Genomic DNA, 22,089 nt, shown 5'->3' with positions numbered 1-22,089 from the left:
CAATGCATTTGTTTTTAAGCCAAAAGAAATTGTGCAAAGGGCTGTTGCCAATAAAATTTTTTCATTATTTTGACCTTTCTTGAAAAAGAGGAAGCCATTTTTCTGGAGATTCCCAACTTCTTCCATGATGGTTTCTAGGAGTTCAATGTTTTTGGTGGTGCCGCTTAATATCGCTATTTCATCATCAAAACCCCGTAAATTGAGTTCTGCGACAACAGAACTTTGACCTTGCTTGATGAGAAAACGCCATAACTCGCGGCTTAATTCTGTTTGAATTAGGTTAAATTCTCTGTCTGATAATTTAAAACCTTCTACATAATCGCTATGATTGCCCTTTTGGTTGGGAAAATAAATCTGTGTTGGACATTGTTCTATAATGCTGTGGGCAATTGTCGAATTGATCGCATCTTTGGGAGATTGCGTGGCAAAAAGCATCAAACCATTTTGTTTACGGATTGTTTTCAGCCTATCTTGTGCAAAGGCTTTAAAGGAATCGTCTTCTAAAGCTTTCCAGAATTCATCAATGACAATGATAATTCGGCGTCCATCAATCAGAGAAAGAATTCTATGAAAAAGATACATCATTAAGGGGGGGACGAATTTCGTCATTGTCTAAAAAATCCGTCATATCATAGCCAATAAATTTGGCATCAATGCCAATATCATCATCAGGATTGTCAAAAACTCACCCCAATGCATTGCCACGACACCCTCTCTCTAATCGTCCAGATATGCCTTCTCTATGGGTGGTGTCAAAAAACATCTGTAAGGCAGAAATTGTACGTTGTTCCTTGGGTAACAAAGCAAGCTGGTCAACCGCTGCAGAGATATCTTGTCTTTCTGATTCACTGATTTTTTGACCTTCGGCCGAAACAAGTTTGGTAATCCATTGCCGTAAAAACACTCTATCTGCTGGATTGTTATAATCTAAGCCTTTCAGTGGTGTTATCCCTGTTGGTTGACCATTTTTCAATGGCATATAGGTGCTGCCACCCGCTCTTACAAAAAGCTCTGCTCTACGGTCTTTATCAAAAAAGATCATATTCGGATTATGCTTTTGAAGTTGTGCTAAAAGAAAATTGACAATAACAGTTTTTCCAGAATCAGAGGGACCACAAACAAAAGTGTTGCCTAAATCGCCAAAGTGAAAATTAAAATAAAATGGTGAGCCGGCAGAAGTTTTCATCAACGCGACTGCTGGTCCCCATGCGTTGCCATCTATTTTTCTAACCGGAAACGAATGAAAAGGCGAAAGGGCTGCCATAGTTGCGGCTTGTTATCGCACCAGAGCGTGTGCGATAGGCATAATTCCCTGGAAGTTGTGCCCACCAAGCAGCAGCAAGCCCAAGATCTTCCCGTATGATAACAGCACTACCGTCTGTGAGACGAGAACGGGATTTGGCAAGATTATCGGCAAGCTTTTGCGGCGTATCAGAAAAAACTGCCAATGATAAGTGATGTTCCCCTAATACAAAATGGTTGGATTCGAGATCATCTAGCGCATCATCCAATTCTAAAATTTGTGAACCGGCGCGGTCTCCAGCATTGACCATTTGATTTTGTTTGCGCCCCATAATCTGCTTGGCAATGTTTTGCTTTTGAAGACAAAAGATTGGGTGAAAATAAATTCAAAGGGAAGGGTGAGCAAACCATCTGTCATGCCCGCTTTGGTTTTGGCTGGATATTCTTTCCAACCAAACATTCCGGCAAAACGCCACCCTGCTTCATGGCGTATCTCTATGATTTTTTTCCCAAAGATAAGGCGGTCTGAATAAACAGAGGATGCTATCGTCCCCCATGTGGGGGGAATACGTTCACGACGCTCACCAACCAGTTGGTGAATAAATTCACTTTGCTGCGAAAAAACGTTTCCTTCATGTTCATAAAGGCTTAGCTTTTTTGCACCATAACGCTGTAAATTTTGAATAACATCTGTGGTAACGTCTTCAAGTTTGTGAATGGACTCTTTGTCAACTTCTGTCTTTTCTTGCTTGGCTTTTCCCAAACGCTTAAAAAAATCAGCCAATTTATCCGCTTTATCTACGTGTGGATTCCACAAAATAGAAAGATAGAGATCATTGCGATAAAGCTCCTGTGAAACCATCCGTTCACGGTATTTGTCATCCAATTGCTTGGCAAATGCAGATCTAAAAGTGCCATCCGGATAGATCGTCTCACGCTTTCTAATAATATGGCTGTAAATGGCTATCCGTTCATCAGCAATGTTTTTAAACAAGTTGTTTAATTGTTCGTGAAGCACGTTTAAATCAATAATATCAGCTGTTTCAAAGTTGATGCCTTCAAGCTTAACAACAGTCATGAGCGCGCGTGATTCTAGTGCGATGACATGTTTGTTGACATGGCGCACATAAGGAATGATTGCTTCTGGCTGCTTTTCACGCTTGCGCTCTATTGTTTTCATTTCAATTCCGCATAATTACGAATTAATCGTAATGGAGAAAGACTTGCACCACCCCATAGCTGAGCGTTTCTGGCAAAAAGACGTGTTTTTTGCCATGTAAGAAGGATACGAAATTTATTATGGTCGTGTTTGAGAATTTCCTTAAAGATAAAATGTACAGCAACACCAATGGTTATGAGGAAAAATTGCCTGTAATAATAAACAATATAAGCGTCCCCATAGCATTTAACCCCATAGCTTCTACCGTCACGCCTGCAATCATTGCAGGGCGTGTACAGGCAAGAAATAGCGTATCTTCTGTTAGCTTATCACGCTCTTGCATGTTTTTTTTGAAATGCTTGAGTCAAATCAATTAGAAAGCATTGCAACAATTTGCGGTGCACCAAAAACAATGCCAATGCCAACACAAACAAAAAATGCTTTACGCATCTCAATATAACCAGCAATCCACGCAAGCCCAACACCCGCAACAGCAATCGTGGCAATCGATTTTGCAATGGTTCCTGTTAAAGCTTTTACTAATTTATCAAGAGCACCTTCAATTTTTCCGAAGTCGCCTGCTGCAAATGCTGGTTCATTCAGTGCTATGAATGCAATAAACAGAATAAGTAATGTGGTTAACCATTTCTTTTGTGTGTTTGAGAAGGTTAATTTTTGTAAAGTAAGCCCATCAGTAAACTGATTATTTATTTTTAACATGGAAATTTCCCCGCGTATTTATTAAATAAATTACTAAATATCTCACTTATTTATAGAGATAAATAATCTCATAAATGAAAAAAATAACGAGCGCTACTATTAAATTTGTAGTAATTTAATTTTTTATTAGTGAAATAAAAAGAAATATTTATAATATTCAAAATGATGCTTTTTAAAAAATCTCCCAGATCAGTATTTAAATATCTGATTTTCATTTATATTATTCTTGTTTGTGTTTTTTATTTTAGTCAAAATTCTGAAAATTTTATCGAAAATTCTTTTGTGCAAAAAGTAAAAAAGACAGTGGAAAAACCGTTTCAAGAGTCGGATTTAAAATTGACAGATCAGGCTTATAGACAAGAAACGCCTGTCTCTTCAGAATCGTTATCAACACAATTCTATGAAGAAAATGTTCCAGTTTATTCAGGGGTTATACAAGTGACAAGCGGGGTTACTTTTAAAATGATTACTCCTATAGATGAGGGCTGGAGAAAAAGAATTGTTCGTAATATCCGATTATATGGTGTTGAATCCTGTGAAACACGGCAATTTGCCTCATGCAATGGAATTAAATGGCCGTGTGGTGCTTTTGTCACGGCGTGGCTTGTTTCAAAAACAATCAATAAAAATGTTACTTGTCGGCAGTCGCGTGTTATAAAACAAATTCATTATGCGCAGTGTTTTGTTGATGGGGTTGATCTTGCACGCCTAGGCCTTGCAGAAGGGATGATGGTTTTGACAAAAGATCAGGACCATTTTCCCTCACCTGCAGATTATAAAAACTTACAATTTGCAGCGCAAAAAGCACAACAAGGATTGTGGTCTAGCCAATTTGAACAACCAGAAGATTGGAGAAGAGATCATGGTAGCTATAATCCCATTGATCCTTAACGCCTATTGACCTTTAAAGCAAGAAAGTCAGTGAAACACCAACATGGTTAAGTCGTTTCCAATGAAGCGCGCTCGGTATCCGTTCTGTTGTAGATGAGGTGCTTTCTTGCATAATATCACTCAAAGAGTGTAATCTCAATATCGGGTGGCGCTACGCAATAAGAGTATGTCATAAAATCAAACGCGGAACATAGCACCAAAATCTAGGACAGTCGACATAATTGATGTGATTATGAAAGCTATTCTAATCTTTCATATTCTAAACTCTGGGTTAGGTTCTAAGAATAGGAAGTAAACGAAAATACCCCAAAATAGCATGAAAAAACTTATTTTTTTATGATTCTTAATATGCCTTTCATCAGCCCACGAATATCCAAGAGGAAAATGAAGAGTGCGTAGGTTAATTTTCTGTATTTTTTCGTGTGTGTAGTGTGTGGGATGGGTTGTGCTTTATGTGAAGTTTCTTTTTTGTTGTAGCTTTGATAAGAAATCAATTCACTAACTCCTCCCCATATTTCTTAATTCAGTGCGCACAACTTTATTTTTATTCTACTATATTCATTTACACAGTAGGAATAAAATATGCAACTTTTACTTCGTTATTGAAAGAGTGTAATCCTATAGTCAGAGGGATAGAATAAAATACATCATATCACTAATCGGCATCTGTGTTGAAAAACATAAGGATGATTGAGTTGATTATCATTTGTATTTTGTAGGTTATATTTACTGCAAGAAATATCCCATACAAAAAACTGCAAACAGAAATGTTGATCCTTCTATAAAGAATTTTGTTAAGAACAAAGAGCCAGTGGAAAGAAGGCTTAGTTATCAACAAAAGAGAAACCTGATGTTTGAACACATAACGGGATGGCTCTTTAAATCGCCCTCTTGGCAATTAAAGTTTTACATACCGATTTTGTTCTCTCTGTTTTTAAAGAGAAAAAGGATAAAATATTCTTATAATTCACTGTAACTTTGGGAGCAATCTGTGTCTGCTCTTATCATGCCAAAATTTCTGTACAAAATTGGTTTCCCTGTTTGTGCATTATAGCCTTTGACATGAGTGTTTTTCCCTTTTACCTCTTAGCAGGTCGTAGTCTCTTTTGAAGAGTGCTTCCACTGTGTATAGAGGGATATTGCCGAAGACTTTATAATCTTGTGCGCGACAATGGGGCTGATAATGCGTATGTCCTACAAAAATTGCTTTTACGTTATGGCTTGTAATGATTGATTTAACTATTTGTAAATATTAATTTTTTTTAAGATCAAGAAAATGTGAGTCAAAAGGAAAAGCCTTTTTTGCGTCGTAGAAATTTATGATTGTAATTTTACCTCTTGCGTCAGAAGGGGTTAAATCTTCTTTTAGTCAATCTAGAGATTTGCTTATTTTCACTATAGTGCTACTTTTATTTAAATTAACAGTATACATTGGATAATTGTGAAGCTGTACTTAGTGAACATCTCCAAAATCCCATGAACAACCTAGACTTCCCCCCTAGACTATTGGGTGTTGTACCATGCTCAGAGAGCCATATTTTAGTTATGTCTTTATTAAAATTATTGAGATCATTGTTGTATTTTTTATCTCACTCCATATTCTTTTAATGGCACTTATGGCACATGCATCTTTAGAAAAATCTCATAATTTAGAAATTGTACAATCATCAACATTATTTGCATAATTCATGATTGCTCAACCCTTCATAGACATCGGAATCAAGGTTTTGTAAATATCTGCGTAATCATGATAGGTTGTTAGTCGATCAAATTCTGTCAAATCTTCATTCATTCTATGAAATGCAGTTTTGTGCAATTTTACTGCGTTCGCAACTTTTTTATTTGTTTTTAGCCATGGTTCTCTGTTCCCTGATGCGTTAGGGATGGCTGTGTTTAAACGCTATGCTTGCGGATTAGCCATTAAAAAGCGGTATAATTTTTATGGGAGCCTTTCTGTATATAGTTTCAATTGTTAATCTGTTATTATGCCACCTGATTTTGAAAAATAATAATCTTTGTTGGATGCAGTTGCAGAGTAATCATTTGCTCGCTAAAATCGATTGTACCATTGAAATTTTATAGAGAGTGTTATCATCTTTTACGCGATATCTTGCTCAGCTACCAGCTCCATAAAGCCAAGCATGAGATGCTGTAATCAAGGCTTCTGACATTTCTGAAGGAATGTAAGATTTAGGATAATAAGCCCATTTTCCACCATCAAGACCTTGATCAATTGACTGTATGGGAACATCAAGTTTATTGATTCCTGTTACATTTGTTGAACGGTATGCTCCTTCTTATAGTTGTATCTCATATTGCTGAGTATGAGCAGAAACGTTCTCTTTAGTGTAAGAATTGAAATTTAAACAACAAAAAAATGCAAAAGCAATTGCTCTTATATTTCATAAATGAATTTGCTCTCCCAATAATCCCCATAATGATGATATTAAAAAAAATATAAAAATCAATAAATTATAAAATAATATACTTCATAATTCATGCTTTTCTAATGTATAATTGAGATTGTGTTTGATGATCAAAAATGTTCATACAGAAAAGATGATCTTCTGTATTAAAGTTTGAAAAGTTGCAGAGAAAAAAGAGAACATTGAGAAAGAAGATGACAGAAGATTACTCTTCCGATAAGTAGTGTCACAATAAAAGACAGTTTGATACATGGCAAACATATAAGCAGGTGCAACATGAATGAGCTTACCCATATTGATAATATTATAGCACATTACGATGCTGTTTTTTGCGATGTTTGGGGTGTAGTACATAACGGTGTGCATGCATTTGAACCAGCATTGAAAGTATTGCACAAAATTCAACAGATGGGAAAAAATGTCATTTTCTTAACCAATTCACCTCGTCCGCATGAAGATGTTGTTGCGCAATTACAGAGTATGAATGTTGATAGCAATTATTATGATGCCATTATCACTTCAGGGGATGTAACGCGCGATCTCATTCGTGCTGCACCGCGTAAAGTTTTTTTCATTGGTCAGCAACGTGATTTGATATTGTTTGAAGGGTTAGATTGTGAACTGGTTGAGGAATGGGAAGCCTCTGTTGTGGTTTGTAGTGGTTTTCTCGAAGATCTTGATGAAGAACCGTCTGCTTATGAAGAGATGTTTCATCGTATGCGAGCGCGTAATTTGCCGTTTATTTGTGCCAATCCTGATGTGATTGTGCATTGTGGAAATCAGGAGTTTTGGTGTGCTGGTGCACTGGCGCGCCTTTATCAACAATTAGGGGGGGAGGTGCGCATTGCCGGCAAACCCTATGCACCTATTTATGAGTGTGCCTTTGAAAAACTTCAAAAAATTCGTGGGGCAATGGAAAAAAGTCAGGTTTTAGCTATCGGCGATGGTCTGTTAACTGATGTTAAAGGTGCAATTCATTTTGGTCTCGATGTCCTTTATATTATGGGGGGCATTCATCGTTATGATTATATGCAAAATGGTGTGATAGATAAACAAGCTTTGCACTCTTTTATTGAGCGCCATGGCTATAAGCCACAAGCAATAATGTGGGCACTTCAGTGATGTCTGATTTTTTGCGTCTTCAGGGGGCTCATATGCTTCCTTTGGCTTGGCGGGGTGCGGTATTGGCACTTGGAAATTTTGACGGTGTTCATTGTGGCCATCAGGTGGTGCTTCAAAAAGCGCTTGATTTAGCACGCATAAGAAATAAGCCTGCTGTTGTTTTAACTTTTGAACCGCATCCAAGAAGTTTTTTTTCCCCTTCAACTCCTGTTGATCGTTTGACAGAGGCATTAGAAAAAGCTGAAATTTTTAAAATCCTCGGATTTAATGGTGTGATTGAACAGCCTTTTAATGCGCATTTTGCAGCTCTTTCAGCAGATGAATTTATCACTGTAATTTTAAAAAAAGCCTTTGATGTTTCGGTTGTGGTAACGGGTGAAAATTTTCAATTTGGTCATCACAAAAGTGGAAGTTCATACCTTCTTTGTGAAAGGGGGAAAAAAAGTGGATTTGAGGTTGTGCAAATTCCTTGCATATCTAGCATGCAAGGTTCACAACAGTTGATCATTTCGTCTAGTTCTATTCGTAAACTTCTTTCACAAGGTCAGGTAGAAAAAGCAGCTCATTTGTTGGGGTATCATTATCGGGTACGCTCAAATATTATCCAAGGTGAGAAACTTGGTCGCCTTTTGGGGTTTCCTACTGCTAATCAGATTTTGTCTCCTCAAACCAGTTTGGCGCATGGTGTTTATGCGGTACGGTTGCGTCGTGCTAACGGTGTTTTGTATGATGGGGTTGCAAGTTTTGGTTGTCGTCCAACGGTTGTCAAAGATGGGGCGCCGCTACTGGAAACCTATTTGTTTGATTTTAACGGTGACCTTTATGGAGAAAGTTGCACTGTTTCTTTTTTACAGTTTTTGCGAGGGCAAGAAAAATTTGATGGACTTGAGCCTCTTATTGCACAAATGCAACATGATGAAAAAGCAGCAAGAGAAATTTTGATGGCAGCACAACCATTGTCGGGGTTGGATAGGATGCTTACTTTTAAAAATATGCCTTAAGTTGATCTGAAAAGGATATGAGAGCAGCAAAAATAGCGCTTAAACTGACCATAATTATAAAAATATATTCCAAAACATCCTGCAATATATGATTTTTTCGTTGTTGCGAGGAAGAAACAAATGTCTGGAGATCTGATTTAATCATTGTCTTACCTCTTGCTTTTTCATAATCTTCTGAAATCTTACGGCTTTTATTATAGTTCAGAAGTTTACTGCTTGTTCCTTTCTGGTTGGTTAAGACACTGATTAAAGACGCGCTAAACGATAAAGATGCAGCGAGCGCGTTCCTTGATGACAATAGGCGAGAAGAGGTTTTTGTGCCGTTTTTAAAATGGTTTGCATGGTTTCAATATCTGATTTTTTTATTGTAGGGGGTACAATCGGAATGTAGTAGGCTTTTATTCCATATTTTTGTGCTGCTGCTTTAATGAGGGAAAAATCAGGTTGATATGGGCCTTCTTGATCGGGGCGGTTACAAATAATCGTTTTGAAGCCAGCTGTTGCCAATATTTTGATATTTTCCACGCTAATTTGGGCGCTGATAAAAATATCAGGTTCAATTTGTTGCAAGTTCATCCTTGTTCATTCCCGATAAGGTTTATCTTTATAATGTGCTCTTATTTGCTATCCAAAAAGATACTCAATTATGAAGGTGAGTTTTTAAGGTGAGGTTTTTAGAGAAAACATCTTAACAGAAATGCTCTCTCTGTCGAGCAGAATAGGTTTGGGTGAGAAAACATGACATGTGCTATGCAAGACATCTTATCCTATAAGACTTGTTTATTGTTTTTATTATTCTCTCTTATGATATTCTTTTTTCTGCTTCTGGTGGAAACGTTTCATATGTTGCATGAGCATGTTTATACGAGGATGGTTTTTATAGAGGAGGGGGGTATGATGCTGCAGTTGAAACAAAAGAGGTTGCCTGTTTCTAAAAGTTTTTTCTAAATTTTTTGGTTGTGGTGTATCAGCGAGTTTTTTGGTCAAAGGCGCTGTTTGAGGGATGTGGAAACATGGTCTTAAATTCACAGATCTTGGAAAGAGCGAGAGCTCTCTGTCTCATGGAAATTGTGCAGTGCCTTCTTTTTTACTTTTCGTATTCAAAATGGAAGAAATGGCTTTCATAAAAAATAACACATCATCATGCTTATGCATTGATGTATTTGTTTTTAAAGAGAGATATAAGAAGCTTGCTTCCAATCGCATCTTCTTTGGGATTACTCATGAAGAGTATAACACATGGTCATTGGGTATCATCCTCTTTACATTTATAAAGGTATAAACTAGCGTTTTCATTTTCTTTTCCAGCTTCTCATGTTACACTTTTTTTCCGTTAAGACGGTTCATAAAAAAGTATGTTGAGCTCTTTCTCAAATGGTTTTTTATGTTTCTGAATCAAAAGGGTGAAGTGAGAAGAAACTTCCTGTATTTAGTATTCTCATCCAATATGTAAACAACGAACTGTCTTTATAAATAAAAGTAGTCTCTCAATGAGATGTAAAAACTTTTTTCCTTATGTTTGATTGTATCGACTATCCAGAAGGTGGAGTGTACTTCAAGCGTTCAGTGGTGTTGGTAAATATTATCACTTTTTTTTGTGAAATGGGAGAGGTTATTACTTTGAGCCTGTGAGATGCTGCTTGTATGCTTTGTTATTTTCTGTATAATCGTAAAAACGATAAAGCTGAAAGGCGTGATTCATGATCATTGGACTGTTGAATCAAAAAGGGGGGGTGGGAAAAACTACGTTGAGTGTCAACCTTGCTGCTAGCTTTGCACGTACTGGAGCACGTGTGTTGCTTATTGATGGTGATCCACAAGGGAGTGCATTAGATTGGGCAGCAGCTCGTGAAGGTGATCCCTTATTCCCGGTTGTCGGTTTGCCGCGCGCAACGATTCACAAAGAAATTACACAAATTGGTCATAATTATGATCATATCATTATTGATGGTCCTCCACGCGTGACTGATCTTGCACGTAGTGCTCTTATGGCTTCGGATTTTGTGCTTATTCCAGTGCAGCCTAGTCCGTATGATATTTGGGCGGCTGATGGAATCGTAAAACTTATTGACGAAGCGCGCGTCTATAAGGAAAATCTGAAATCTGCTTTTGTCATTAACCGTAAAATAGTCAATACAGCGATAGGGCGTGATGTGGGCGAAGCTCTTGCCGTGTATCCGGTGCATGTTCTTTCGGCTAGTGTTGCGCAGCGTGTGATTTTTGCGGAAGCGACAGCGCAGGGAAAAGCAGTCTATGAAATCAATGAGCAAGGATCAGCGGCAGCCGAGATTGAAGCTGTTGCAGTGGAGCTCAAGGAGTTAGCACAATGAGTAAAAAGATTAAAATTGGTACAAAGCCAACCAATAAATCAACTGCCGTAACGGTTGATGCATGGGTAGAAAGTCGCAAAGGCAGTATGGATAAATGTATGAAGCGTCTCACGATTGATGTGCCGGAAAGTTTACATCGCTTGATTAAGATGAGTTGCGCAAGTCGTGGAACAAAAATAGCAGACGAGGTCCGTGAGCTACTTTCGCAGAAATACGGGAAAATGTAAATAATAATATACGATGAGAAGCTTTTATCGGTTTAGTTTATCTTTTTCAACGAGCAGATGTAATAAATGTAAAGGTTATGCTAAGTATGCCATCTATTGTCCATTGCAATAAATTGACTTTGTCCTTTGTTACTTTTCCAACATTTCGATTCTGTAAATTGGGTTTTCGTTTGTCATCATAAAATGAGCATATCAATCATATTCTGGTTATAGGATGAATGTTGGATGATGTTTATGAAAGTTAATGTTATTATACCAGCCTATTTCTTTGTGAAAAATAAAAAAGAAGGCGATTATGTTGCGTAAACAGTTGAGTTGGTTCATCCGATTTGATCCGTCAGATTTTTATTCGCACAATTTTTTGCGTTTTCATGGTGTTGTTTTCTTTTTAATCTATGTATCTATCACTAAAATATGCCAATTAATGGTGTAGGCTGTTATGTTTATTATTTTATGACATTTTTTAGGCTATCATTGTTACGTACTTGATAAAGTTTAAATTTTTTTCAAATATGCCTCATAACAAGGCTGCTTTCAAAGAGGTGAGAAAGCAGCGACACGTGCATTCTGGACGGCAACCAATTTCAAAATCAATTTGTTCAGCACAGGATAAAATTCCGATACAGCCTATTTTCTTTCGAAAAAATAAACTTTTAGTTGTTTTATAAGACTTACATTTTTTAGTTCTGCTGTAATAATGATAGATATGCTAAAGTGTGAAGATATGCGAATTGAATTGAAGAATATGAGATTAGCCAATGGATGATTTGGTTTCTCGTAGAAGCAACAAAAACGACGAAAAAAATCTAGACAAAGCGCAGTATGTCCCTTTCAATATGCATCTAAAAAATATCGAAAATTGGTCTCTATACTCTTCATTTTCCTTTTGGACATGTGCGGACTGATTAAAAGCATCCCAAGATGTTATAAGAGCACGAGCTTGTATAGATTTCCTCTTTTGGTTACGGGGTTACGTGATAGGTGAAAGAGAGGTTGTACTACTATCTCTTAGAATACTACTCATAATTTGGCTTCTATCATGTGATTGAACGGAATGTGTCTCTTTTGGTTCTATGATGTACTCTTATTGCATTTAGCACCACCCGATATTGATGTTATAAGCTTAGCATCACTCAAAGAATTTATGCACAATACAGTCAAAAAGCTGGAAAATTATTGGCTTTGTCGATCTCTCACTCGTTTCTTGATTTTTTGAAAATCTTTAACGATCAATGGGATTATAGCTGCCATGCTCTTTTCTTCATTTTTCTGATTGTGCAAATTTGCCAGATCACAATCCTTGTTGTGCTTTTTGTGCTGTAAATTGTAAGTGTTTGTAAGCTTTGGGGTGAGGGAAAGAGAGCCTGATCTTTTATAAAAACCATTCCCCCTTTTGTAAGCCTGAAGTGCACAAAATCAATCCCATTAACACAATATTGCGCATAATCAATCTCTTGAATCTTACGCGTTTGCTGACAAGTAATATTTTGATCGATTGTTTTTAATATAAGCAACACCGCTTCAAAAGTACCATATGGCTACTTAACCCATTGGGTGAGGCAAAATGCCGTATTTTACAGGTTTCAATGCCATATAATCGGATCTTTTAAACAATTCTTTTTCTCTATCCCTCATCTATGGGTCTTCATTTGCTGATGTGATCATTTTAAAAGTCATACTGCTTATTTTCTTTAGAGCACTTGGATAGGCAGGCACGGTTTCTTCAGTAATTGTGCTCATAATGGTTGTGAATCAGATATTATTTCTCGTTTATTTTATGCTAAAGAGAGAAAATATTACAATTAAACAGTAGTGCTTACTCTTTTTCTCAGCTACACAGTCATTTTATTAATGTAATTAATGTTTAGTGGGGGATGCTATAAGTAAGCAATCAGTTTACTGAGATTAATGCTTTAAAAAACTTATTCTTCAACAAAGTTATATAATAACACTTCTGCTTTGTAATGGGTTGTGAAGTGCGGAGAGACAAGAGGGGCTATGAAGTCATCTCAAAATTGTAAAAGCCTCCGAAAAGTATATATGAAACTTTTTATGGGACGTTAAAATTGCGTCCCAGATTTTGTAAATCTGAAAGACAGAAGGGGAATTTATTCATGAACACAGTCATTATAACAACGTTGCTTCTTTGCTCGAGGCTTCTCGTTGCTGGTTGTGAAAAAACTATAGCGTAGAAGATTTTAAGAAAGATGAGAAATTACGCCTTGAATGGGAAAAGAAGTGTTACTTGGGTGGGCCATCTATGCATACATCTCAAAATTGTGAGAATGCAGTAAAAGCGGGTAGGCAACTTCTTTTGGGAGGTTAAAAATTGTGCTCACTCTTCTTAAATCTCAAGAATAGCAGGACAGTCGTGAAATTATAAACAAAAGTAATTGTAACAATATTATTTTTTACTCTCTTTCAAGAGAGGGTGAGTTTTATTTAAAAAATCAAATAGTTCTATTTTAGTAAATGGGAAATCTTCCCTTCTTTGTGGAGGTTTTCTCTCTGTTAGACGCAAGGATTGAACAGCGTTTACGAGTAAAAATAGATTTGTGTTTAAAATATAAGTACAAGGTGCACAATATTCATATACCTCGTTAAAAACAAACGAAGTTTGTTGTTTTTCTCTTCTCACGGTGAAGCTGTAAAAAGAGGCGCAAAATGTAAAGGCTTATTTTATTCATGTATGGTTCTATTGGTTGCGTTAACGAAGGTTGTTTGTGGTAAAGGCGAAGAAGAAAAACGTAGAGCACAATAAGAAGAAAAAATGAAAAAAGTTTTTTGAAACAAAATTGACCCCTAAAGATCGTGGATATCGATTTTAATGCTTCTCATTGCTGAATGATCAGTTGAATATGTGTGCCACAGAGGAAAGAGGTCTCCGCTTTTTTTTGAAATGAGGCAAATGAGTTTATTGCCATCAGCATCAATACGCGAAAAAATTCCAGATACGTTTATTTTGTGCAATGAAAGTATAAGATAATATCACCATCTTACAAGAGAGAATTATGATTCAAGGCTGGATGAAACATGGAGTCTTCTTATTAGAAATGTACACAAAAAGCAAAGATTAACACAACAACAATTGGTAAGAACAGCTGGGGTGGTGTGCAGGTTTAGCTTTTCTAAGCTAGAATATGCCGATTACCGAAAACCAAAAGAGTATGTTTAGTGCATCTCTACTACGAGAGCTAAAACAACGAAAGCATTGATGCTGATAATCAACGTTGAATAAAGCATAGCGGTTTTTATGAGATCAGCCATAAGAACCTCTTTCTGTTTTTTGTGGTATCAATTTTATCAATAACATAATGTTACAGTTTGTAATATATGCTGATACAACACATTCGACAAGTTAAAAATCCTTCTTTTAACCTTATGAGGAATGAAATTGCTTTGCACTGTGGGATAAAAAAAGTGAAGGTTTTTTGTGTGTGCAGGTTATCCGTGTCGCGAAAAACTCTTTTTATATAAGCCTTTTGATTGATTTTATGTAATAACAAAGATCCACTAAAGCTGCTTTTTATGAAGAGTATTGAATAAAATAATTTATGATTATTGCAAGAGAAGAGCAGCAATATAACGCGATACTGAATGTGAGCGGTTAAGATATATTTCTTGGCACAATTTTGTTTTGCAGAGGAAATTATCGTTCCTATGATTTCTTTTTTCGGTACGGAGTAGGAATAAAGAGGCAACGGTGATGGCAAATTGTGCGTTATTTGATGATATATGCTAAGGATGATAATTAGATTGCAACAAAATGATAAAGCATCAGTGCAGATGGATTTAAGAGGTTACAGGTTGAAAAATTATGGGTTTCAGGTTTTTTCATAATCTCTTGAAAGGGTTTTAAAAATCCTATACTATAAGTAGCGAATTGCAAAGAAAAGCGAATGATAATTGAAAAACAGCAATCTGTAGCTGTTTTAAGTTATCATTTTAATATTGTCGCGTGGTTATGTTCAGAAAGTGTTCTTCTTGTGTTGTGTGTAAAATGCTGCACATGTGGGGAATAGAGCACGAAGAAACAGTGAATCTTTCTGAAGAGGTGCAATCTGATCCTGTTTAATGCCAAATGGCATGCAGCGTCAGATGCATGTGAAGCCAAAAAACTATGGAGGGTAAAATGCTGAAATCTTTAAGAATTTAGATCTTTATATGCTACAAATTTTTGTTGAGCATATGTGGTAGTCAACGCATTATCGTTTTTTGTCGAAGATTGAAAATGCGCGATAGTTGCTGCGTATTGGTTTGAGGATTTGTAGCGTTTTATAGAAGTTTTGTAGAATTTGTATCACGCCAGTGACGGTTTTGGAGCAAATAAGAAAAAATATGCTTTCATACAATCTATTGAAAGTTAAGTGGGTATAAGCTTTTAACGATCGTCGTACTTTTGTTGGTACAATATTCGCACAATGAACTCAATCGAGTGTATCAGCATTAAGAAAGGCTGTTTAATCTTTCTCATTTGAGATCAAGATTAGGTAGTGCTATTGAAGAGGGGAAATAAAAATGTCTGTATTGCAATACGGTGATGATAGTTTTGCATCAAAAGCAAAAGTTCTTGATAACAATCTTATTGATCGAGATTGGGCGATGACAAAATTTGTAGCTGCCGTTAAAGGATTAGTGCAAGTGATTGATTATGAAAGCAATATGCTAGAGAGCAATGGTGTTCCAGATTATGAAGAAATAAATTCATGTAAAACACGGGGCTTACGTGATCTTAATAAATCTATGAGTGATATAAAACGCTATATGAATGAAGATATTGAGAATGAGATCGAAAGCTTGTTATCAGATTTACAGGAAAAATTACATCGTAATAGTGAATTGCTTCAAATTCATTTGGGTGCAGTGAATGATCTTTCACAGGCTATGCAAATAGCTGCGTGCACAAAAGAAACAGATCTAAACCTGTAATCCAATTTCAGTCAATATCGGGCATCCTAAATGATTTTAAATTACCTAAAGTTGTGAATTTGTTTAGCAGCTTTAGGTGCTTTGCTCTTAGGTGTCACAATTTATGCAGTTTTGATTTTATGCAATTTTAATTTTTGCATTACAAAAAAATCTGCTCCTATTACAACAGTGATTGATTTTGGATGAAGGAAAGCGATTTTTTTCTTCTTTTGGTTGAGAGAGAGCTTTTTCTTGGAGAGAAAGGACGTCCTGCTTTTTTTCGAGTTAGAGAGGTAGCTTCTTACTTCCTATGCGGAGCGCATCTTTTTTATGGGATATTCTTATACAAAATGTCTTGCCCTTTTATGGGGTGATATCTTTTGTATTGTGCATTATAAGAAACTTTACAAGTAAACTACCGGTAGAGTGGGGCGGTGCTATCAATGTTGTAACATTGATGATAGGCATTTCCCCGTTTTGTAAGCAAAACATTGATTTATAAGGATAAATTATCGTTTTGCATTTTGAATGAGAGCTCTGAATATCGTAAGATTCTCTCATTTTGAATCTGTTTATGTTGAATCAATAAAAACCGTTTGCTTGTACATCACAAGTAGGTTGGCGTGTGGATAAAAAATGCTTCTTATGAATCTCTCTATGCAAGAGTTATTGGTGACATCGCGAACTGGTAAATGTAATGGAGGGGTGCTGGTTTGTACGTTCTATAAGTGCGAAGATGGCGATGCCCAATAGCGTTTTGCGTTGTACCATTCACGGGCAGTGTTGTGAGGTGGATTTGGGAGCAATGAGAGATGCTTCTTATACAAATCATACTTAAAAGTTTTGACGATATTCAGTCATCCTTTTATATGTTTTTGTCATCCATAGAAGGAAATAACATGAGAAGGAGATAATTGCTTTCTTCAGTGCCGTTATTGTTTGTGTCAGTGCTTGAAAATCCATAAAAACCAGATGAGATTGCCATAAGGATACAATACTATTTAAAAAAAGCTTGTACTCTTTTTTCTTCATTCCCTCCCTAAATGGTTTTTGCCCTTTCATAAGGGGGGCGTTTGTTTCTGCTAGCCAATTACGTAAATTAGAGAAATCCATGGAACATATCTGAAGTCTCCTCTGTCATATATTGTGATATGCCGTTCTTGAAAGGAGATACAGACAAAATGGAGATACGGACAAAATAAAGAAGAAAACCAATTTGGGAGAACAAATGTTTTTTTTAATTATTTTCAGTGTTTTAGATGATAAAGGTACACGGAAATCTATTTGTGCCATCGCGCCTTTCTTTTATCTTCTCAGCAGCGATTGTCTCTCTATTTGGTTTTTATGAATATGAAAAGGATTTATGTGAACATCTGTTAGGATATGCAATCGTAAAGTCAGCTGTGTTATTGTTTCGCTCAGAGTGTGATAAAAAGCTCGTATATTACTCCAATTCGTAGCTGGTAAGTTTTGTGTTTTATGAAATTGTTTACCTAATAACGCCTATGCTTTTTCTGTTATCTGTAGATCAACATTTAAGCCTATCGCAGCAGAATATTTGAGACAGAGATTAAAACGTTTCAATGTGTTACGAGTAGTTCTAGCTTTTGTGTGTCAGATGGGGGCAAGCGTATTGCGTATATCTTTTTTCGTAATCTCTGAAACAGGGAAATAGCCTAATTTAAGGAGCATAAGAAGCTATTAAGGTAAAACCCAATGTTCCAGCCTTACCATCTCCTTTTAATTCGGCTTTACGGCTTTCAAAAGCATCTATGGCAATATCTTTTAAATCATAGAGATTGTGCATTGCTTCACGCTTTTGTTTCTCATGTTCTTTAAATGGGATCATGCTTATCATGCAAAACAGAACGCCATTGTGTTGCCAATTCACGCGCTTTTTTAAAGAGATATGCTTCAGTGCCCTCAAGCCCATTTTACGACAACATCTGTGAAGGGTATATCGGTAAATCCATTGAGTACCACCATCTTTATGTTTATGAAGCTATAAGTTGGCACCATCATACTATTTTCCAGCTCCTAATGTTGCGACAGCTTTTGCATTGCGACGGTTTATCAAAGGTCTCTTTATCCCTTGCTTCAAGTGTTTTTATCCATACAACAGCCCTGCTTATGATGTGCAAGCGAATGGTTTTCATTGATCCAACATAAACAGATCTGAGATGAGAAAATACTGTATTCGGGGTGGTCATTCAAGTTATAAGATAATGAATTATATTTATAAATCAATATATTGCTTCGTATTAACTTTAAAGCCATTGGCACTTCGAGAGTGCGTCAAGCATGAGATGTTGATAAGAAAGTTGTGTTTGTAGTTCAACAGCCAATTCTTCAACATCAAAGGAGTTTTATTAAAGCACGCGATGCAAAATCATCGTTTCAAATACATTATACAATCTTTTCATTTTACACTGTTTTTTCCAATGCGATAGAGTCTTTTGGGTTACTAGATTTTATGGGGGGCTAAACCTTATGGGAATATGCGCTGGCTTGTGAGGGTTGAGAGCGGCTATAGTCGTTGAGTTATCGGATAATTTTTTAACATTTTGTTAAGAAATAGAGTTTTAAGAAATAAAAGACAGTACATTGTACTGCCTTTGAGGGAAATTATACACTCGTTTTGTTTTAAAAACGATAGCTTATGCCACCGGAAAAACTGGTTCCAGATACACCGGCTTTTTGGAGTTTCTTCCGGTAGCTAATATCACCATAGAGTGCGATATTCTGAAAGAGGTACGCATTCACACCAAAGCCACTCTCAATTGAAGATCCGGTAGGATCAAGAGGAAAAGTATCGCCTATTTGTATTGTTTTACCGTCACCAAAGGTTCTGATAACATTCAGTTTTCCATAGAAGGAAACAGCATTGCCTTCTTCGGTGGTGGGGAGATTTTTCGTCAAACGTCCGCCGATACGTACCAACCATTGATGCGGATTGCTCATATCCACTTCAAAACCATCGGCATCTGAGAGAATATCAAACATGAGACTTTGATAAACAAATTGTGCTTGAGGTTCAAACATTAATCCGTCAATACCAGTGGCTAATTTTTGACCAATGGTAGCAGATGCATTCAATATTTTCGTGCCATCTAATTTGGCAGCATTTCCAATGAGAGCTGTTGTAACATTTCCTTTCACAGTTGCATAGGAAAGGAGCGTGTTCACGTATATACCACTGCTATGCTGGATGCCGCTATAAGCAGTGAGCGACCATTTATCAAGCGTAGTCTTTTCACAATCTTTCATCTCCCTTGGAGTAAAAGCAAGTTTTCCATATGTTCCTAAAAGACCAAAATGTGTGCTGATATCTTTACCTTCTAGCATAGCTAATACAACGCCGAGCTGTAAAGCATTATAGTTGACATCAGCACCGTAGCCATAGTGTAGTGGATCACGGTTGGAAAATAAGGTGACTTTTTCACTATAGGTGGATAAGAAGATGCCTTTCTTTTTATTATCCTCTGGTTCAAACACTGTTGTGCGCATATTGTCTAACAGCATGTTTTGATTATTTACATCAGCCAATCCAGAAGAAAACAAAGCATTAGGCATGACTAAATAATTTGCGACCTGTGGCAAAAGGGCGGCTCTCTGCAAACGAAAATCCCAAAAATGATTATCGTTCTTACCAAAGAGGTTCTGGCTTGCATGAGAAGTACCGGGTGCATAGGCCGTGAGTACGTACTTATAAGGAGAAGCACCGATCGTCATATAATCTCCTGCTAATTTGAAGGAATTTTCATTCGCTTTTCCGGAAACTTGAATAAGCGAAATTCCATGTGTTGATGCAGGAAGTGAAGCCATATGCTCTCCCAAAACAGAAGCATTTTTCGTTCTTTCTTTATCCTTTTCTTGTTCTAGAAGATTGATGTAGACGACGGTGGTCCCTGATACATCACCACCAATTACAAGTCGGTCGGTTTCCTGTTCAGCCACTGGAGCATGACCGTTCCATTTAGAGTTCAAATGAATCTCTGCAGCACCTGTTGCACTATAAACTACTGGTGTATTGGGAGTGTCGTCTTTTTGCTGCGGATGAGATCCTACAAATAAGGTTTGATAATGCCCATTGGTTGGCTTGCCAAACATAATGGTGCTTTCTTGGAGGTTAAGCATAGAAAGGTTAGAGTATAATTTGTTATCATTGCCGAATTGCGCATAATTAGATGAGTCGTCATCATTCTTTATTGCTTTTTTATTCGCCTTTAAAAGCCACTTTGTACCGTTTTTTAGAGTAAAGGCTGTCGTACTGTCTTCAGATGTTCTTACGCGACCTTTTAAAAGAGAATGATCTGCATTTAAGGTAAGGATATGTGGGAAATTTCCAACATTTTTTTGAGTCATTAATAATGTATCGGCTTCGATTTCTGAATCTTTAAGATTAACTTCACTATTTATGGCTCCCCCGTAAATGCCGATACCAACACCCTCTTTAGCGGAAAGTTTTGTATTTTTGAGCATCACCTTACTGACAACGCCTTTTCCTTGAATTTGATCACTTTCATCTTCAGCATTATGGGCATCCTGTCCTTCAGCAGCAGAGTATATACCGTGAAAAACAATGCCAAAAGCTCCATGATCACCTGTAACATTTACAGTCGAATCCTTTAAGTTTATTGTCCCGTTCATGTTTAGTAAACCAACCAACGGCGTTGTCACAGTGATAGCTGTTGCATCAATATTACCACCTTCTGATGCACTCAATGCAATGAACCCTGATGAAACTGCTCCTCCCATTATCTTTACCGTTGAATTTTCCCCTTGTGCGTCTATAGCAACGAATCTGTCGTGAATTTTAACATTATGTTTCGTTACAATTTCACCATTGTGCGCTTCAATTGCAGAGTTTCCATTCTCGTTCTGTACCGGTTTTTCATGCTGTGCGAGCTCTGGCTCTCCTGTTTCTGGTTTTTCTAGCGCTGGCAGCACCGGTGGCATGGGTTGTGTGGATGGTGGTTGTGCGGAGGCACGAAGGTTAGATGAAAATTCTTCGGTTGTGGGATTCGTCGGAGAGGAGCCTAAAATTGGGCGTCTTCTCGATTTAACTTCTGTTGATGCAGAATCTTCATCATTTTGTGCGGATGAGAGCTCTGTAATTTGAGGTTGTCCATTTTCTGTAGATATAGAGCTCATACGCTTTAAACGTTTTCCCGCTTTTGCGTTATCGAACATGTGTTTTTCAAGCGTGGAATGTCCCGAGGTCGGTTGTAATGTAGTTGCGTTAAGGGCATAAGATACACTGGAGTAAGAACAAAAGAAAACTCCAGAAACTGTGTATAGTAAGAGGCTTTTTTTCATATAGACACATTCCTAACTCTTTTTTCCCCCTCTTTGATAAAAAATGAAACATTTAATTTGTTTTGTTGTTTTTCTAAGTGACAAAACAAAACATATAAGGCACCGCTTACATTTCAAGATATAGATCGAGGTATTTTTAAAAGTGGTAACGCATTTCACCTCAAATGTGTGTTTCAGATACACTGACTTTTTTGAGTTTATGGTGATAATTGACATCAGCATGAAGCACGATATTTTGCGATATTTGCGATAAATGCGTGTTAATACCAAAAGCACCTTCAATAGAAGTTTTCATAGAAGCAGACTGAAAAACTTTCACCAATCTGTATCGTTCTCTTTTTATCAAAAGCTTTGATAATGTTCAGTTTTGCGTGGAAGAAAACGGCATAGCCTTTATGTAGCGTTAAACCGTCTGCCAATATGGTGCAACTTTTGATAAGGATTGCTCATGTTCATTTTAAAGCTTTCATCATCTAGCAAGAGTGCCAAGCATGAGACGCCGATAAACAAGTTGCGTTTGTGCTTCAAGCGTTATTCTTTCAACATTGATTGGTAATTTTGATCAACGGTAGCAAAGATCCCCGATGTTTTTATAATGCTGTTGAGAGCGGTGGTGATATTTCTCCTTGAAAATTGCGTAAGAGAGAAATGTACTCGCATAGATGCGATTTGCATGCTGAATATTCTCCTATGCGGTGCGTGACCATTTATCAAGCATATTTTTTTGAAAGAAAGTCTTCCATG

The 22,089-nt window shown here is 37.0% G+C and carries 11 protein-coding genes and 3 pseudogenes; 7 read left to right on the top strand and 7 right to left on the bottom strand.

What is annotated here, in order from left to right; translation table 11 throughout:
* Positions 1-64 precede the first annotated feature (64 nt).
* From MCQ_RS09670 to MCQ_RS06190, 3 genes and pseudogenes are all read right to left on the bottom strand, one after another.
* Positions 65-2,422: pseudogene (locus MCQ_RS09670) on the bottom strand (VirB4 family type IV secretion/conjugal transfer ATPase).
* A pseudogene (locus MCQ_RS06195) lies at positions 2,419-2,744 on the bottom strand (VirB3 family type IV secretion system protein). Before MCQ_RS06195 ends, MCQ_RS09670 begins: the two co-directional pseudogenes overlap by 4 nt.
* Positions 2,745-2,770: 26 nt before the next feature.
* On the bottom strand, positions 2,771-3,121 hold the full coding sequence (locus tag MCQ_RS06190) for a TrbC/VirB2 family type IV secretion system protein (protein ID WP_006924223.1): 351 nt from the start codon (positions 3,119-3,121) through the stop codon (positions 2,771-2,773).
* 162 nt (positions 3,122-3,283) lie between these two features.
* On the opposite strand from MCQ_RS06190, the gene MCQ_RS06185 reads away from it, so the two are divergent.
* From MCQ_RS06185 to MCQ_RS06175, 3 genes are all read left to right on the top strand, one after another.
* Positions 3,284-4,012, top strand: coding sequence for a nuclease (locus tag MCQ_RS06185; RefSeq protein WP_006924221.1), 729 nt, complete (start codon positions 3,284-3,286; stop codon positions 4,010-4,012).
* Positions 4,013-6,714: 2,702 nt separating this feature from the next.
* Positions 6,715-7,560: a TIGR01459 family HAD-type hydrolase gene (locus tag MCQ_RS06180; protein WP_006924219.1), complete on the top strand. Its 846-nt coding sequence runs from the start codon at positions 6,715-6,717 to the stop codon at positions 7,558-7,560.
* The gene (locus MCQ_RS06175; protein WP_006924217.1) at positions 7,560-8,561 is read left to right on the top strand and encodes a bifunctional riboflavin kinase/FAD synthetase; all 1,002 of its coding nucleotides are present in this window, start codon (positions 7,560-7,562) and stop codon (positions 8,559-8,561) included. Before MCQ_RS06180 ends, MCQ_RS06175 begins: the two co-directional genes overlap by 1 nt.
* Positions 8,562-8,807: 246 nt before the next feature.
* On the opposite strand, the gene MCQ_RS06170 is transcribed toward MCQ_RS06175, so the two are convergent.
* On the bottom strand, positions 8,808-9,137 hold the full coding sequence (locus MCQ_RS06170) for a protein tyrosine phosphatase family protein (protein ID WP_006924214.1): 330 nt from the start codon (positions 9,135-9,137) through the stop codon (positions 8,808-8,810).
* Between the two features lie 1,124 nt (positions 9,138-10,261).
* On the opposite strand from MCQ_RS06170, the gene parA reads away from it, so the two are divergent.
* The 4 genes and pseudogenes from parA (at position 10,262) to MCQ_RS06150 (ending at position 16,047) form a co-directional block, all read left to right on the top strand.
* Entirely contained in the window at positions 10,262-10,891 is a 630-nt protein-coding gene (gene parA / locus MCQ_RS06165) for a ParA family partition ATPase (protein WP_006924212.1), read from the top strand.
* Positions 10,888-11,118: a hypothetical protein gene (locus MCQ_RS06160; protein ID WP_006924210.1), complete on the top strand. Its 231-nt coding sequence runs from the start codon at positions 10,888-10,890 to the stop codon at positions 11,116-11,118. Before parA ends, MCQ_RS06160 begins: the two co-directional genes overlap by 4 nt.
* A 2,236-nt stretch (positions 11,119-13,354) precedes the next feature.
* Positions 13,355-13,444: pseudogene (locus MCQ_RS09940) on the top strand (hypothetical protein); the annotation flags it as partial.
* Between the two features lie 2,192 nt (positions 13,445-15,636).
* Positions 15,637-16,047: a hypothetical protein gene (locus MCQ_RS06150; protein WP_006924204.1), complete on the top strand. Its 411-nt coding sequence runs from the start codon at positions 15,637-15,639 to the stop codon at positions 16,045-16,047.
* A 1,660-nt stretch (positions 16,048-17,707) separates the two neighbouring features.
* Here MCQ_RS06150 and MCQ_RS09390 read toward each other — a convergent pair.
* The 3 genes from MCQ_RS09390 to MCQ_RS09215 form a co-directional block, all read right to left on the bottom strand.
* Positions 17,708-17,884, bottom strand: a complete 177-nt coding sequence (locus tag MCQ_RS09390) for a hypothetical protein (RefSeq protein ID WP_006924202.1) — start codon at positions 17,882-17,884, stop codon at positions 17,708-17,710.
* Positions 17,885-18,669: 785 nt separating this feature from the next.
* Complete coding sequence (locus tag MCQ_RS06135) at positions 18,670-21,345, bottom strand: autotransporter outer membrane beta-barrel domain-containing protein (protein ID WP_006924200.1); 2,676 nt, start codon at positions 21,343-21,345, stop codon at positions 18,670-18,672.
* A 160-nt stretch (positions 21,346-21,505) separates the two neighbouring features.
* Complete coding sequence (locus MCQ_RS09215; protein ID WP_159052272.1) at positions 21,506-21,667, bottom strand: hypothetical protein; 162 nt, start codon at positions 21,665-21,667, stop codon at positions 21,506-21,508.
* Positions 21,668-22,089 lie beyond the last annotated feature (422 nt).

The organism is Candidatus Bartonella washoeensis Sb944nv, from assembly GCF_000278135.1.
Lineage (GTDB): Bacteria > Pseudomonadota > Alphaproteobacteria > Rhizobiales > Rhizobiaceae > Bartonella > Bartonella washoeensis.
Note: the sequence above shows the minus strand (reverse complement) of the source record. Positions and strands in the feature narration are given on the sequence as shown.

Coding starts and splice junctions, on each gene's coding strand:
- MCQ_RS06190 (WP_006924223.1), bottom strand. CDS start 3,121: ATGTTAAAAATAAATAATCAGTTTACTGATGGGCTTACTTTACAAAAA.
- MCQ_RS06185 (WP_006924221.1), top strand. CDS start 3,284: ATGATGCTTTTTAAAAAATCTCCCAGATCAGTATTTAAATATCTGATT.
- MCQ_RS06180 (WP_006924219.1), top strand. CDS start 6,715: ATGAATGAGCTTACCCATATTGATAATATTATAGCACATTACGATGCT.
- MCQ_RS06175 (WP_006924217.1), top strand. CDS start 7,560: ATGTCTGATTTTTTGCGTCTTCAGGGGGCTCATATGCTTCCTTTGGCT.
- MCQ_RS06170 (WP_006924214.1), bottom strand. CDS start 9,137: ATGAACTTGCAACAAATTGAACCTGATATTTTTATCAGCGCCCAAATT.
- parA (WP_006924212.1), top strand. CDS start 10,262: ATGATCATTGGACTGTTGAATCAAAAAGGGGGGGTGGGAAAAACTACG.
- MCQ_RS06160 (WP_006924210.1), top strand. CDS start 10,888: ATGAGTAAAAAGATTAAAATTGGTACAAAGCCAACCAATAAATCAACT.
- MCQ_RS06150 (WP_006924204.1), top strand. CDS start 15,637: ATGTCTGTATTGCAATACGGTGATGATAGTTTTGCATCAAAAGCAAAA.
- MCQ_RS09390 (WP_006924202.1), bottom strand. CDS start 17,884: ATGATAAGCATGATCCCATTTAAAGAACATGAGAAACAAAAGCGTGAA.
- MCQ_RS06135 (WP_006924200.1), bottom strand. CDS start 21,345: ATGAAAAAAAGCCTCTTACTATACACAGTTTCTGGAGTTTTCTTTTGT.